This is a genomic window from Haliea sp. E1-2-M8 (assembly GCF_030649675.1).
Lineage (GTDB): Bacteria > Pseudomonadota > Gammaproteobacteria > Pseudomonadales > Halieaceae > Haliea.
This window is the reverse complement of record NZ_JAUTDR010000005.1, coordinates 170,839-185,307: the sequence shown is the minus strand read 5'-3', so window position 1 is coordinate 185,307 and position 14,469 is coordinate 170,839. Positions and strand designations below refer to the sequence as shown.

Here is a 14,469-nt window from a genome sequence, read left to right as displayed (position 1 = left end):
TTCAAAGGGGAGCCCAAATGTTTCATCCTACAATAAGAGAGGCCACCGAAATGAAGTCTGATACGTTGCCAGCACTACTCGATCACTGGGCCCAGCAATGCCCGGACAAGGTCTGGCTCAAGGATTTGTTGCCGGAAGGCTCCCGCGATGTCACCTGGGGCGAGGCCGCCGCCACAGTGAATGCGATGGCCGCGATGTTGGAACATCAGTTTGGCCATGGGCAGCGCATGGCGCTGCTATCGCGCAATTGTGCCCACTGGTTCCTGGCGGATCTCGCCATTATCAGGTCGGGCAATATTACGGTGAGCATGTTCACCACGCTGCCGGGGTCCACTGCGCAGTACATCCTGGATTTTACCGAGGCGCGGGTGCTGTTGGTCGGTGAAACATCCAATTGGCATGCGGTGCGCGAGGTGTTGCCTGAGGGCATTACCCTGATAACCCTGCCCGGTGTCGAGCTCGAGCAACCACATCTGCAATGGGAGGCACTGCTGGCGGCGTGGCAGGGCAAGACCCCTGCCTGGGAGTGTCAGCCGGACGACGTCATGTCGCTGGTGTTTACCTCGGGAACAACCGGCCTGCCCAAAGGGGTGATCCAGACCCATGCCAGCAACCTGATCCCCATCAATCGCTTCCGGGCCTCGTTCGGCACCCGGGAAGAAGCGCGCTACTTTTCCTATCTGCCGCTTTCGCACATTGCCGAGCGCCAGATCGTGGAGTTTTCCTCCTTGGTCTGCTGCGGCGAGGTCAGTTTCAACCAGAGTCTGGAATCTCTCGCGGCAGACCTGCAGCGGACCCGGCCGCACATGTTCTTCGGCCCGCCCCGGGTGTGGGAGCAGCTGAAGCAGGCGGTGACAGCCAAGTTCGGTGGCAGCGATGCACTGGAGGCCGCTCTGGCGCAGGATCCGCAGGGTATTGGGCACATGGTTCTGGAAGGCCTCGGTCTGGATCAGGTGGAATTCTGCCTGGTTGCCGCGGCACCGACCCCGCCGGCCCTGATTCACTGGTGGGACCGTCTGGGCCTGACCCTGATGGAGGGATTTGGCCAGACCGAGGCCATGGGCGTTATCGTCAGCGGGCACGACAGCCGGCGGATAGGCTCCATCGGCAAGCCCATTGGCGAGGTGGAATACCGGATTACGGAAGAAGGCGAGCTGGCAGTGCGGGCCGCGGGCTGCACCCCGGGCTACTACAAGCAGCCGGACAAGACCGCCGAACTGATACGCGACGGTTGGCTGCACACGGGCGACAAGGCCCGGGTCGACGAGGATGGTTTCATCTATCTGACCGGCCGGGTCAAGGATTACTTCAAGACTATCCAGGGCAAGTTTGTGGCGCCGCCGCCAATAGAGAGCGAGTTCGCCAGGAATCCGCACACTGAACAGCACTGCTTGCTGGGTCGCGGCTATTCCAAGACGGTGATGGTTGCGGTGCTGAACGAGGCTGCCCGGCAGCTGGCGCAAGCCTCACGCGATAGTGCCGAGCAGGAAATCGCCGAAGCCATACACCAGGCGGTACAGAGCATCAACGAGGCGGTAGAGAAACACGCCCGTATTGGTGCGGTGATTCTGGCCAGCGAAGAGTGGACCATTGATAACGAGGTGCTGACGCCCACTCTGAAAATTCGCCGGGAGAAAGTCGAGGAGCGCTATGGCGCGCTGGCCGAAGATCTGGCGCGACGATCTGCGGAGGAGAAGACGCTACTGCTGCACTGGGCCGACTGAAGCTTCGTCTGCCTGTGGATCCTGCGCCTGAGTTTCCAGCTCCGGCGCAGGTTCCGGCGCACTGGGGTGGTACTCATCTATGCCGACGTAATCCACCGGTTGCAGATCGCTGGCCGCTTCATCCGGGCCGCGCGGATCGATGCCGAGGCCCGTGGGCGCGATTTCCGGCGCCGCTGCAGAGAAGGGAACGTGGTCTTTCGAGGTCACCACCTGCCCCTTGTCCCGGGTTTGTACTGCCAGATAGACAGAGAACAGGGTGCTCAGCGCCGCAAAGGACCAGAACAGGGCGGTGGCGTCGAACAGGCTCATGAGCTGACCCAGAAGTATCGGCGCGCTGGCCGCGCCAAGCGCGTTCAGCAACAGCACCGAGGTGCCAATCTCGACAAATTCCTCGGCTGAAGAGTTGTCGGCCGCGGTAGCCAGGGATATGGCGTACAGGGGCATGGTAACCGCGCCGAACAGGAATACGGCCAACAGGTGCAGCTCGTGGGTGACCGTAAGCGCGACCGCCGCGGAGGTGGCTACCGCGGCAATACTGAGGAATACCATGACAAAGCGCCGGTCGATCCGATCGGACAGCCAGCCAATGGGGTACTGGAACAGTGCCCCGCCGGCAATTCCCGCGGTCATGAACCAGGTAACGTCTGCCGTGCTGCTGCCGTAGCGGCGGGCAAACACCGCGCCGAGGGCCCAGAAACTGCCCACTATCAGGCCCGAGAGCACGGTGCCGGCAAAGGCGGCCCGGGAGCGGCGATAGAGGAGGTTGAAGCGGAAGCGGGTCGCCTTCAAGGGCGCAGGCGCGAGGCGGCTGGTCAGCCCCACGGGTACGATGGCCAGCGCCATGAAAATCGCCGCCAGGGTAAAGGGCGTGGAGCTGTCGGCGGAGCCAACGTTGATCAACATTTGACCAATTGCCATCGAGGCGAGGATGATAAAGGTATAGATTGCCAGGACCTGGCCCCGGGAGTCAGCACTGGTCTGGTCATTGAGCCAGCTCTCGATCACCGTATACAGCCCGCAGATGACGGCGCCGGTGAGGAACCGCAGGGTCAGCCAGGGCAGCCACCCATCCAGCATTTCCAGGGTCAGGATGGCGCTGATCATGAGCGCAGTGAGCACCGCAAAGCTGCGGATGTGCCCTACCTTGGCAATGATGCGCGGGATCAGCAAACAGCCGGCGACAAAGCCGAGGAAGTAGGCGGAGGCGCTGACCCCGATCAGGAAATCCGACAGGCCGTTGGTGGTGGCGCGCAGGGGTAGCAGTGTGAGCTGCATGCCCTGTCCCACCAGCAGCAGCGAAGTGGAAAACAGCAGCGAGGTGAGGGTGAGCAGGGTTCTCATGAATTAACCGGGGTCTGGCGGAGGAGGCTGAAGGAGAGCGCAGGGTACACGGTTTGGTCTATGCCACAAACCGCGATGACCCAAAAAAAAGCCCGGCAGAGCCGGGCGAAGAAAGCTGAGTTCCGAGGGGGGGTTAATTCAGGAACTCAGCCCGGGTGCTCGGGTCCGCCTTGAAGGCGCCGCCCAGTGAGGTGGTGCGGGTGCGGGAGTTGCTGTCCATGACCCCCCGGGACTTGACGCAGTAGTGCACGGCATCAATGGTCACCGCCACATCGTCTGTCTCCAGCAGGGTCTGCAGAGCCACCAGGATCTGCTGGGTCAACCGCTCCTGCACCTGTGGCCGCTGGGCGAAGAAACGCACGATGCGGTTGATCTTCGACAGGCCGATGACCTTGTCCCTGGGGATGTAGGCGACGCGCGCCCGCCCGTCGATGGTGACGAAGTGGTGTTCGCAGGTGCTGACGACATCGATATCGTCTACCTGTACCATCTCCTCTACCTGCATTTTGTTGGCGATCACCGAAATCTTGGGGAACTGGCTATAATCCAGTCCGGAGAAGATTTCATCGACGTACATCTTGGCGATGCGTTGCGGAGTCTCGCTCAGGCTGTCGTCGTTCAGGTCCAGGCCCAGGGTGCGGGTGATGTCGGTGAAGGACTGTGAGATGCGGCGGAACTTCTCATCGCGGGAAAGGCCGTTGTGCACCATGGGTGTTTCCAGTCCGCGCTCCAGCAGGGCCTTGCGTACAAGGGCCGCCTCGGGCGTGATATTGGTAGTAAAAGCGATATTGTCAGCCAGGGCAGTGTCCATGTTGCATCTCCAGTTGGGGTCAGATAGTTACGGGGTGGAGTTGTCGGCGGATTCCCCGGTCAGGGGGTGGGGTGGCAACTTGTCCTGTTATTTGTGGACAATACATGGACGGTTCATCGTCTGTGGCGAACGTGGAAATCCGGGGTAAAACTCATGCTGCGAGAGTGGTTGCTGGAAAGTAGGGTGTTACCCGTCATCACCCCGGGGGAGGTCGCCGTCACGGTGCAGCTCTGCCGGACACTGGCCGCAGCGGGGATGAAGGCAGTGGAGCTGACCCTGCGCTCGCCCACGGCGCTGGAAGCCATGCGCGCGGTGGTCGCGGAAGTGCCGCAGTTGCGGGTGGCTGCCGGCACGGTACTGACTCCGGCCCAGCTGGATCAGGTGCAGGATGCAGGAGCCGCATTTGCGGTCAGCCCCGGCGCGACCCCCGCCCTGTACCAGGCTTCCCGGACCGGGGCGATACCGCTGCTACCGGGGGTGGCCACGGCGTCCGAAGTCATGGCGGGCCTGGAACAGGGGCTGGACTGCTTCAAACTGTTTCCAGCCACAGCGCTGGGCGGTCAGGGTCTGCTCAAGGCCCTGGCAGGGCCCTTTCCCGAAGCTCGATTCTGCCCCACCGGCGGTCTGCGGGCGGATAACTTCCGCACTTTCCTGGCGCTGCCGAATGTGATCTGCTGTGGCGGGTCGTGGATGGTGGCGGCGGACCTGGTCGCCGCCGGGGACTGGGACGCCATAGGTGCCCTGGCAGCAGAGGCAATGCGGATCGGGTCTGCGCCGCAGCAACGGTAGACAGCGATCACTGAATCAAGGAGCTAGACGATGGCAAAGCAGCAACCCTTGCGGGTGGGCATCATGGGCTTCGGCCAGATCGGGCGGCAGCTGTATGAACTGGCCTCCCACAGCGATGATATCGAGGTGGTGGCGGTTGCCGACATCGGCCAGCCGGACATCCTGCACTATCTTTTGTGCTCCGAGGTGAAGGACCCCGCAAGGCACCGCCTGGAGGGGAACTTTTTGGTCAACCCGCGGTTCCGCGCGCGCCTGATGCGCACTGACTCACCGGCGGAAATGCCCTGGGATATTTTTGCCGTGGACATTGTTATCGATGCCACGGGCAAGTTCCGCCAGCGCCATTTCATGGAGCAGCACATTGCCAACGGCGCGCCGCGGGTGCTGCTGCGCACGCTGCCCGCGGATCATATCGACCGCATTATCATGCCGGGGATCAACGGCCAGGCGGCCCGGCGCGAGGACCGTATGGTCTCCGCCGGTTCGGCGACGACCACGGCGCTCTGCCTGCTCCTGCACGCGCTGTCGCGGGATTTTGCGATTGAGTGTGGCAGCATGACCACGATCCACTCCTACACCTCGGACCAGGTGTTGCAGGACTACGCCGGCAGTGACTTCCGCCGCAGCCGCTCCGCGGCCGAAAACATTATTCCCAACACGCACGAGGCCGCGGACTGGCTCGGTCATGTGCTGCCGGCCTTCGCCGGCAAGGTCATTACCTCGGCACTCAATGTGCCTATCCACGAGGGCTGCCTGCTGGATGTGAACCTGGTGCTGGCCGACAGCGCGGTGGCTGCGGAGGACATCAATGCGGCAATGCGCAAACATGCGCCGGCCTACCCTGGCATCGTCGACGTGGTCGAGGATCCGATTGTCTCGTCGGATGTCATCGGCAACCCGCATTCGCTGCTGTTTGACACCAGGGGCACCATCAAGGCTGGTGCCAATACCATCAAGACACTGGGCTGGTACGAGACCCTGGGTCATGCCGGGCGCCTGCTCGACGTTGCCCGCATCTACGGCGCCCTTGACCAGCAAGGGGAGGTCGCGCAATGAGAGTCGCTATCAACGGTTTTGGCCGCATCGGCCGCTCGGTGTTCAGGATCCTGGAGGACACTCCGGGAATTGATGTCGTGGTCATCAACGACCTGTTCGATTTTGAAGCCCTGCGCTACCTGCTCGATTACGACACCGTCATGGGGCCCTTTGGCAAGGCGCTGACCCTGGAGGGGGACGAATTCGTGACTCCCAAGGGGCGTTGCAAGCTGATCAGCGAGCGCGACCCCTCGGCCCTGCCCTGGGCCGAGATGGGCATTGATGCGGTGGTCGAGGCCACTGGCGCGTTCCGCAAGCGCGCCCAGCTGGAACAGCACCTGCAGGCCGGCGCGAAACGGGTTGTGCTGACCGTTCCCGCTGCCGACAGCATCGACTATACCATCGTACTCGGGGTCAACGACGCGGGTCTGCTGCCCGAGCACCGGATCATCTCCAACGCCAGCTGTACCACCAATTGCCTGGCCCCCATGGCCAGCGTGCTGGACGGGGCCTTCGGGATCGAGGAGGGCGTCATCAACACGGTGCATGCCTATACCAACGACCAGCGCCTGGCCGATGTACCGCATTCGGACTGGCGTCGCAGCCGCGCCGCGGCGGAGAACACCATTCCCACCTCCACCGGCGCCGCCAAGGCGGTCGGTGAAGTACTGCCGCAACTGAAGGGGCGCCTGCACGGCATTGCCTCCCGGGTACCGGTACCCGACGGTTCGGTGGTGGATCTGTTCGTGAAACTGTCGCAGCCGGTGACGGTGGAGGAGGTGCATGAGGCGGTGCGGGCCGCGGCTGCGACGCCGCAGCTGCAGGGAATCCTGGAGTACTGTGACCGACCCCTGGTCTCCACCGATATTATCGGCAACTCCCATTCATCCATTTACGACGCCGGTTTCAGCGCCGTGGTCAACCAGCGCTACCTGCGGGTGTTGAACTGGTATGACAACGAGTGGGGCTATTCGGCCCGGGTTTGCGATCTGCTGCACAGGCTGCGCCAGTTGTGAGCGGTGAAGAGGCACAGGAAACCGGCCAGCGCTCTGACTACAGCCAGCTGCGCAGCGACGTCAGCTTTCTCGGTCACCTGCTGGGAGACACCATCTCCGCTGCCAATGGCGCGGACTTTCTGGCGTTGGTGGAGAAGATCCGGCGCCTGTCCAAATCCGCCCGCGCCGGTGACGACCCGGGCAGCGACGGCAGCGCCCACGGCGAGTTGCTCGCGGTGCTGCGCAACCTCGACAACGAGCAGCTGGTGCCGGTGGCCCGCGCTTTCAGCCAATTCCTCAGCCTCGCCAATATCGCCGACCAGCATCACACGGTGTCGCGGCAGATGGATCCACTGTTTTCCGCGGCCCGCAACCTGACCAGCGGTTTCACCGCCTTGCTGGAAGAGGGCGTTGCCGCCGATGCCATCGTGGCCGCGGTCAACCAGCTCAGTATCGATCTGGTGTTGACCGCGCACCCGACCGAGATCATGCGCCGCACCCTGATTCACAAGCACACCGAAATCGGCCGCTGCCTGTCCCAGCTGGAGCTTTCAGGCCTGACGCCGCGGGAGCAGGAGCAGCTGGAGACCCGGTTGCGCGAGCTGATTGCCCAGATCTGGTATGGCGACGACTTCCGCAGCGAACGCCCGTCGCCGGTGGATGAAGCCAAGTGGGGTTTTGCGGTGGTCGAAGACTCCCTGTGGCGCGCGGTGCCCGAGTTCCTGCGCCGGCTCGATGCCGCTTTGCACGAATGCTGTGGCGCCAGGCTGCCGCTGGATGCGGCCCCGGTCAGTTTCGGCTCCTGGATGGGCAGTGACCGCGACGGCAATCCCAATGTCACCGCGGCGGTGACCGAAGAAGTGCTGTGGCTCAGCCGCTGGCAGGCGACAGAGCTGTACCTGCAGGATGTCACGCGGCTGGTCGAGGAGCTGTCCATGACCGTCTGCAATGATGCCCTGGAGAGCGCCGCCGCCGGCTCCCACGAACCCTATCGCGCCGTGCTGCGGCGACTGAGGCATCGCCTGAAAGGGGATCTGCAGCTTATCGAGCTGGCGCTGGAGGGCCGCCCCACGGATGGCCGCCCCACCTTGTCGGCAGAGCAGCCGCTACTGTCACAGGCGGATCTGTGGCAGCCGCTGGAATTGTGCTATCAGTCCCTGCGGGACTGCGGGATGGCGGTGATTGCCGAAGGAGCCCTGCTGGATCTGCTGCGCCGGGTGCGCTGTTTCGGCGTCCACCTCGTGCGCCACGATGTGCGTCAGGATAGTGCCCGCCACACCGAGGTGTTGTCCGAGCTGACCACCTGGCTGGGCATCGGGGACTACGCGGAGTGGGATGAGCCGTCCCGCTGCGCTTTTCTGCGCCAGGAGCTGGCCAGCCGGCGGCCGCTGATTCCGCCGCGCTGGGCGCCGACGCCGGATGTGGCGGAAGTGCTCGCCACCTTCGCGGTGGTCGCCCGCCAGCCCCGTGAATCCCTCGGCGCCTATGTGATCTCCATGGCCCGCCAGGCCTCGGATGTGCTGGCGGTACACCTGCTGTTGCGCGAGGCCGGTTGTCCCTTTGACCTGCCGGTAGCGCCCCTGTTTGAAACCCTGGACGACCTGTCTCGCGCACGCGAGGTGGTTGCCTCGCTGCTGGAAGACCCCTGGTATCGGGGGCATGTCCAGGGCCAGATGATGGTCATGATTGGTTACTCGGATTCCGCCAAGGATGCCGGGGTCATGGCGGCGGCCTGGGCCCAGTACCGGGCGCAGGAGGAATTGCTGGGCGTGTGCCAGGAGCACAATGTCAAGCTGACCCTGTTTCACGGCCGCGGTGGCACTATCGGCCGCGGGGGCGCGCCCGCCCAGGCGGCCCTGTTGTCGCAGCCACCCGGATCCCTGCAGCAGGGGCTGCGCGTGACCGAGCAGGGCGAAATGATCCGGGCCAAGCTCGGCTGGACTTCGCTGGCGGTCAAAACCCTGGCGCTGTACACCAGCGCCATCACCCGCGCGAATCTGCAGACGCCGCCGGCGCCACGCCAGGCCTGGCGCGACCTGATGGACTCACTGGCAACGGATTCCTGCGCGGTTTATCGGCAGATGATCCGCGAAGAGCCCGATTTTATCGACTACTTCCGTCACGCCACCCCGGAGCAGGAGCTGGCGGGTTTGCCCCTGGGTTCGCGCCCGGCACGGCGCCGCGGTGGCGGCGGCATCGAAAGCCTGCGCGCTATTCCCTGGATTTTCGCCTGGTCCCAGAACCGGCTGATGCTGCCCGCCTGGCTGGGGGCGGGTGCGGCGTTGCAGCGTGCCCTGGATGCGGGGCATGCCGACCTGCTGCAGGAAATGGCCTCCGACTGGCCGTTCTTTGCCACGCGCCTGTCGATGCTGGAGATGGTCTACGCCAAGGCAGACAGCGGGCTGTCAGCACACTACGATGCCTGCCTGGTGCCGGAACCCCTGCAGCATCTGGGGAAAAGCCTGCGCGCCGGTCTGCAACAGGACATTGCCACGGTACTCGAGATCGCCGGTAGTCCCGCCTTGCTGGCGGATTCGCCCTGGATCCGGGAGTCCATCCAGCTGCGCAATATCTATACCGATCCGCTGAATGTCCTGCAAGCCGAGCTTCTGCAGCGCCAGCGGCAACAGGCGCAGCCAGTGCTGGAGCAGGCAATCATGGTCACCATTGCGGGTATCGCCGCTGGCATGCGCAACACCGGCTAGGCGCCCCCGGCTGAACCCGCCAGTTGCGCTAGGGGCCGGTTGCGGCGGTCAGGACTTTGGCCTCGGCCAGCGCCTCGGCGGGCGTCGCGCCGACCAGAATGACATGCCAGCGCCGGGGCCCGTGGGCGCCCATCACCAGCTGCGCCTCGACGTCGGCGGTGCTGGAGGGGCCGGCGATGAAGTTGATCCCGCGCGGCCAGCTACCCGCCGGCAGTTCTTGCCGGATGCGCAGCCAGGCATCCTCCAGTGTGGCCACCACATCCTCGCGGTTGATCAGCACCAGATGATCTTCTGGCAGCAGGTTGTTGCGCCCCGGGTTGGCGCGGCCGGTCCAGGTGACGACCGCGCCGGTCTCGGCAACGCCCAGGCGCGCGTAGCTCAGGGCGGCGCCGTCACCGTTTTCGGCTGCGCCAAACCGCGGCAATACGCCGGCATCACGCCAGGGCATGGCGGCGATGCGGGGATCATTGCCCGCCACCAGCTTGTGCGTGCGGAACCGGTTGTAGAGGTAGCGCCCGACCACCCGCACTGCTTCGGCGCGATCCGCTGCCAGTTCCACACTGCCCTTGTTCGCCAGCACATTGGCCATGAAGGCGATGCAGGTGTCAGCCGCGGGCAGGACAGCGGCGCTGGCGAACCCCAGGGCTGCCAGCTCCCGGGCGATCTGTTCCGGGGTTGTGGCACTGGCAGATGCGCCAGCGGCTGCGCGCAGGCGGGCCATTATCTCACTTCTCGGGGACTCAGCCACGGCGCCTCCTCACCTTGCCGCGTTTGCGGTACTGGCGCATGAAGGTGCCCCCTTCCGGCGCGGGAAAGTCCCTGGTTCCGGTCCAGCCTGCAGCGAAGGGCAGCGTGCGCAAACTGCCACGGCGCTTGCCCAGCCAGGCCAGAACCGGCATCAACCAGCCGCTCAGGCGCTGGTAAAGGGCCGGGTGGCGCAGGAACCAGGCGTGCACGCGCAGTCCCCGACGCCAGCGCGGTGAGTTGAGCTGGCGCTGGCTCTCCTCCTGGCGCAGGTCACGCAGCAGGTCCGGCAGCGGGATATTGGCCGGGCATATTTCCGCACAGCGCCCGCAACTGGTGCAGGCATTGGGCAGGTCATTGCTCTGCTCCAGCGAAGTCAGCAGCGGGGTCAGCACCGAGCCCATGGGGCCGGGGTAGACCCAGCCGTAGGCGTGGCCACCCACCCCGACATAGATCGGGCAGTGGTTGAGGCAGGCGCCGCAGCGGATGCAGTCGAGGATTTCGCTGTAGTCACTGGCCAGAATATCCGTGCGCTTGTTGTCGAGCAGGATGATATGGGTTTCCAGCGGCCCGTCGACATCGTCATCGCGCTGCGGCCCGGAATAGAAGCTGGTGTATGAGGTCTGGGGCTGGCCGGTCGCCGAGCGCACCAGCAGACGTTGCAGGGCCATTGCGTCCTCGACCCGGGGTAGAATGCGCTCGAGCGTGGTGCAGACAATCAGCACCGGTGGCAGGTTGGCACACAGGTCGCCGTTGCCCTCGTTGGTGACCAGCATGGTGCTGCCGTTCTCCGCAACCAGGGCATTGGCGCCAATGATGCCCACCTCGGCCTGCAGGAACTGCTCGCGCAGTATGCCCCGGGCTTCCGCCACAATATCCGCGACCTGCTCCAGAGGGCGCTCCCCCAGATCGTGCCGGTCAAGGAACAGCTGGCGGATTTCTGCCAGGGACTTGTGCAGCGCAGGGCCGACAATGTGGCTGGGAGTCTCGCCGGCCTGCTGAATGATATATTCGCCCAGGTCGGTTTCAATCACATCCAGCCCCGCCTGCTGCAGATGGTCATTGAGCGCCGTTTCCTCGGTGACCATGGACTTGCCCTTGGCCACCCGGCGTGCGCCGTGGTCCTGGCAGATGGACAGCACGGTGCTGTTGAGCTGTTCCGGTGTGGCGGCAAAGTGCACCTGATTGCCGTTGCGCAGCGCCTCCTCCTCAAAGCGGGTGAGATAGTGTTCCAGATGCTCCATGGTATGGCGTCGCACCTGCTTCAGGTGCACACGCAAGGCCTCGAAGTCGCCGTAGCGCGCGGCCGCGGCGTCGCGAGCCAGCGGCATGAACAGCCCCAGCAGATCCCGGCGCTGGGCCTTGTCCGGGTCTGCCAGCGCTGCATCGGCGTGCTCCAGGAAGTGGTCGCTGGTGATCTTCAACGCCGGGGATCCCCGATCCCCGGCCCTGTCGGTGTGCCCGCCAGCACTTCCGCAACGTGACGAACTTCCAGCTCCAGTCCCCGGCGCCTGGCGCGCCCGGCAAGCTGCAGCAGACAGCCGAGATCGCCGCCGAGCAGCAGCCGGGCACCGGAGGCGACAGCATTGTCCAGCTTGTCGTCCGCCATTTTGCTGGAAATCGCCGGCATTTTCGTACAGAACGTGCCACCGAAGCCGCAGCAGACCTCGGTCTGCGCCAGCTCCTTGACCTCTACCCCGCACTGTTGCAGCAGCAGCTGCCGCGGCTGCTGCTTGACCTCCATCTCGCGCAGGCCCGCGCAGCCGTCGTGGTAGGTGACGGCGGCGTCCAGAGGCCGCCTCTTCGGCGACGGCAGGGGCGCCACCTCGGTGAGGAACCGGGTCAGCTCCCAGGTCTTTGCTGCCAGCGCGAGTGCGCGTTCGCGCCACTCTCCCTCGAACAGGGCCGGGTAATGCTGGCACAGCATGCCGGCGCAGGAACCGGAGGGGATCACCACGTAGTCGTAGGGCTCGAACAATTCGATTACCGCTTGCGCCACTGGCACGGCGGCATTGACGTCGCCACTGTTGTAGGCGGGCTGGCCGCAGCAGGTCTGCCGGTCAGGCACGGATACCCGGCATCCGGCGCGCTCCAGCAGGCGCACAGCGGCAAAGCCGACTGAGGGTCGCATCAGGTCTGCCAGGCAGGTCACCATCAGGGCGACATCGCGACGGGCCCGGGTGCGCTTGCGCTTGGGTTTGAGATTGTCCATGTAGGGCGAGAGCTCCGTGCCTGGTGCGCCGCAAGGAAGGCTGCGGCACCTACAAGCCCGGGAGTATAGCGAAATTGGGGCGGCGGCGTCGCGTCAGATTAGCAGAAGCACTGCGCTGGCCAGCGCCAGGGCAAGGAGCCCGGCAGCGGTCAGCGCGAGCGGATGGCGACTCTCCAGCAATGCCACCACAATGGTACCAGTATCCGCCTTGCCCGCTGCTGTCAGGGCAGGCTGAACCAGTGGCCAGGCATCGGCAGCGAACGCGCGGCGGCGGCCGGGACCGGTGTAGAGGACGACCTCCTCTGTCCGCAGGAACAGCGGATGTCGTTGCAGCTGAATACCGTTGCCCACGTGATAGACGCCGCGGTGGTCCACCAGGATAAGCTGTTTTCCCAGCACCCCGAGGTGTCCCTGGCTTGCGCCCAGGCGCCGCAGCAGCGCCGTCAAGCGCCCGGGCCGCCGGGGCTGCGGTGGCAGCCAGAAGATATCGGCGGTCCGGTTTTCCAGCGGCGGCGCCGAACGCTGGCGGTCAGCGGCAAAAACCCGCTGTCGCAGGTGCTGCCAAAGGGTAAAGCAGGTGGCGGCCAGCGCCAGCAGTGCCAGTAGTCCCAGTGCCAGCTCCCCGAGGCTCTGGCGCAGCCCCAGCGCTCGGGAGCGGGAATCCGCCAATCCCTGTAAATGGGGTGATACCAGGGCAACCCCTGGTTCGCCCCGGGCACTGAACCGCAGCAGATGGCGTTGATCCTGGTCGAGCACCAGCATGCGCGTGCCCCAGGGCACCAGCGCATACGGGTTGTACTCGGTTGGCACCGCGACTTGCCCCAGCGTGTTCCACAGGGCATCGAACCGGAACACGCCAGCAGCTCCGGTTTCCGGGTCCTCCAGGGTGGCCCACCACTGTTCACCGCTCCAGGCAAAATCCCGGGTTGCCACCAGGCCCGCGTCCAGGGCGGCGGGCGGCAGCAGCAGGATCTCGTCCAGCTGTTGGGCAAAAGCCCCGGCCTCGTAGCGCAGCACACTGATCCCCGGGCCTTCCGTGCTGTTTAACAGCAGCAGGCCGCCGTGCGTTCGCAGCACCGGGCGTGCCGGCAGGGGTCGCTCACTGCTGGCAAGTCGGTAGCCACGGGCATCGTGCAGCGAGAGCAGCGAGCGGGCGCTGTCGGCGATTATCAGTTGGCCGCTGGCCTCGATCACGGTCACCGCATCAGCCTGCAACGGCCCCGATTCATCCGCCAGCAATCGGCACTGCCGTTCCTCAAGCTGGCAGCGGTAGAGGTTGCCGCCGGATTTATTGTCGGCCAGGAGCAGCAGGCTTTGTGGCCCCTCCCACACCAGCCCCGCCAGGCGACCGGTGACGCCGAAATTGCGCAGCACCAGGGTTTCCAATTCGGCGCCCGAGCGGTCGTGGTGGAGCAGGAATTTGCCGGTGCCAAGCAGGAGTTCGCCGCCGCTGGAGCTGGCGGCGGCACGCAGCGGCGGTACGGCTGCCGGAGCTGGCAGCATCCGCAGGCCCGCCACAAGCAGTGCCAGGGCTATGGTGGCCACAACCGCGACCACTGCCCCGGCCTGTTTCAGCCGCGCTGCGTGCACTGCCCGCTGGCGTTGGGCCGCGCCCGCCTGGTAGGGGCGCAGGGTGTAGGGATTTGGCGCCCAGCGTGCGGGGCCGCGCACGGGCGCTGCTGGCGCGGTGGCCGCGGCGCGCGCTGTGGCTGGAGCCGCAGGTGGCGGATTCGCTGGCGCCGTAGGCGGCACTGGGGCCGGGGTTGCGGGCGGCGGTGCAGGCCGGGATTCCGCGGCAGGTGCTTCAGTGTTGTCGGTCTGCTTGGTCAGCTCTGCCTGCAAACCGAGGCCGCGCATCTGCAGTTGCCAGGATGCCGCTCGTTTCGGGTCCAGGTTCCGGCGCAGCACTACCGGTTTGCCGGAGAAAAACTGCTCGGTGCGCAGGGGGTCGTGGATAGCGAACAGCCGCGCAAAGTTGAGTTTCGCGGTGGCCGGGTCCACGCCCTGCAGGATCTCTCCGCGGAACGAGAGGTTGAAGCGATTCACCCCGCGTCTGCGCCCCTTTCCGCTGAGATTATCTACCGGCAATTTGCGGCCTTTGCCTGCAGTTTTC

General features: G+C 65.1%; 11 protein-coding genes. 5 read left to right on the top strand and 6 right to left on the bottom strand.

Going from position 1 to position 14,469, the window contains the following annotated elements; translation table 11 throughout:
- The first annotated feature begins 50 nt into the window (after positions 1 to 50).
- Positions 51 to 1,724, top strand: coding sequence for an AMP-binding protein (locus Q6D67_RS06130; RefSeq protein WP_304704708.1), 1,674 nt, complete (start codon positions 51 to 53; stop codon positions 1,722 to 1,724).
- Here Q6D67_RS06130 and Q6D67_RS06125 read toward each other — a convergent pair.
- Both Q6D67_RS06125 and folE read right to left on the bottom strand, forming a co-directional pair.
- Positions 1,701 to 3,065 (bottom strand): MFS transporter, encoded by a 1,365-nt coding sequence (locus Q6D67_RS06125; protein ID WP_304704707.1) that lies wholly within the window; start codon positions 3,063 to 3,065, stop codon positions 1,701 to 1,703. The two genes, Q6D67_RS06130 and Q6D67_RS06125, sit on opposite strands and share 24 nt — an antisense overlap.
- 133 nt (positions 3,066 to 3,198) lie before the next feature.
- A complete protein-coding gene (folE, locus tag Q6D67_RS06120; protein ID WP_304704706.1) occupies positions 3,199 to 3,876 on the bottom strand; it encodes a GTP cyclohydrolase I FolE in 678 nt (225 codons plus the stop codon).
- A gap of 153 nt (positions 3,877 to 4,029) precedes the next feature.
- Between folE and eda the strand changes: the two genes are divergently transcribed.
- Genes eda through ppc form a run of 4 tightly spaced genes read left to right on the top strand, consistent with a single transcriptional unit; the run spans position 4,030 to position 9,400 of the window.
- The gene (gene eda / locus Q6D67_RS06115; protein ID WP_304704705.1) at positions 4,030 to 4,665 is read left to right on the top strand and encodes a bifunctional 4-hydroxy-2-oxoglutarate aldolase/2-dehydro-3-deoxy-phosphogluconate aldolase; all 636 of its coding nucleotides are present in this window, start codon (positions 4,030 to 4,032) and stop codon (positions 4,663 to 4,665) included.
- A 30-nt stretch (positions 4,666 to 4,695) separates the two neighbouring features.
- A complete protein-coding gene (locus Q6D67_RS06110) occupies positions 4,696 to 5,721 on the top strand; it encodes a type I glyceraldehyde-3-phosphate dehydrogenase (RefSeq protein WP_304704704.1) in 1,026 nt (341 codons plus the stop codon).
- Entirely contained in the window at positions 5,718 to 6,716 is a 999-nt protein-coding gene (gene gap, locus Q6D67_RS06105; protein ID WP_304704703.1) for a type I glyceraldehyde-3-phosphate dehydrogenase, read from the top strand. Before Q6D67_RS06110 ends, gap begins: the two co-directional genes overlap by 4 nt.
- The gene (gene ppc, locus Q6D67_RS06100; RefSeq protein ID WP_304704702.1) at positions 6,713 to 9,400 is read left to right on the top strand and encodes a phosphoenolpyruvate carboxylase; all 2,688 of its coding nucleotides are present in this window, start codon (positions 6,713 to 6,715) and stop codon (positions 9,398 to 9,400) included. Before gap ends, ppc begins: the two co-directional genes overlap by 4 nt.
- A 28-nt stretch (positions 9,401 to 9,428) precedes the next feature.
- On the opposite strand, the gene Q6D67_RS06095 is transcribed toward ppc, so the two are convergent.
- From Q6D67_RS06095 to Q6D67_RS06080, 4 genes are all read right to left on the bottom strand, one after another.
- Complete coding sequence (locus tag Q6D67_RS06095; RefSeq protein ID WP_304704701.1) at positions 9,429 to 10,148, bottom strand: lactate utilization protein; 720 nt, start codon at positions 10,146 to 10,148, stop codon at positions 9,429 to 9,431.
- Entirely contained in the window at positions 10,141 to 11,568 is a 1,428-nt protein-coding gene (locus Q6D67_RS06090; protein WP_304704700.1) for a lactate utilization protein B, read from the bottom strand. Before Q6D67_RS06090 ends, Q6D67_RS06095 begins: the two co-directional genes overlap by 8 nt.
- Entirely contained in the window at positions 11,565 to 12,356 is a 792-nt protein-coding gene (locus tag Q6D67_RS06085; protein WP_304704699.1) for a (Fe-S)-binding protein, read from the bottom strand. The genes Q6D67_RS06090 and Q6D67_RS06085 overlap by 4 nt, the downstream gene beginning before the upstream one ends.
- Positions 12,357 to 12,449: 93 nt before the next feature.
- Positions 12,450 to 14,402 (bottom strand): hypothetical protein, encoded by a 1,953-nt coding sequence (locus tag Q6D67_RS06080; RefSeq protein WP_304704698.1) that lies wholly within the window; start codon positions 14,400 to 14,402, stop codon positions 12,450 to 12,452.
- Between the last annotated feature and the right edge of the window lie 67 nt (positions 14,403 to 14,469).

What these genes read in the sequence shown, in the direction of transcription:
- eda (WP_304704705.1), top strand. Translation starts at nt 4,030, where the DNA reads ATGCTGCGAGAGTGGTTGCTGGAAAGTAGGGTGTTACCCGTCATCACC.
- gap (WP_304704703.1), top strand. Translation starts at nt 5,718, where the DNA reads ATGAGAGTCGCTATCAACGGTTTTGGCCGCATCGGCCGCTCGGTGTTC.
- Q6D67_RS06130 (WP_304704708.1), top strand. Translation starts at nt 51, where the DNA reads ATGAAGTCTGATACGTTGCCAGCACTACTCGATCACTGGGCCCAGCAA.
- Q6D67_RS06085 (WP_304704699.1), bottom strand. Translation starts at nt 12,356, where the DNA reads ATGGACAATCTCAAACCCAAGCGCAAGCGCACCCGGGCCCGTCGCGAT.
- Q6D67_RS06110 (WP_304704704.1), top strand. Translation starts at nt 4,696, where the DNA reads ATGGCAAAGCAGCAACCCTTGCGGGTGGGCATCATGGGCTTCGGCCAG.
- Q6D67_RS06125 (WP_304704707.1), bottom strand. Translation starts at nt 3,065, where the DNA reads ATGAGAACCCTGCTCACCCTCACCTCGCTGCTGTTTTCCACTTCGCTG.
- folE (WP_304704706.1), bottom strand. Translation starts at nt 3,876, where the DNA reads ATGGACACTGCCCTGGCTGACAATATCGCTTTTACTACCAATATCACG.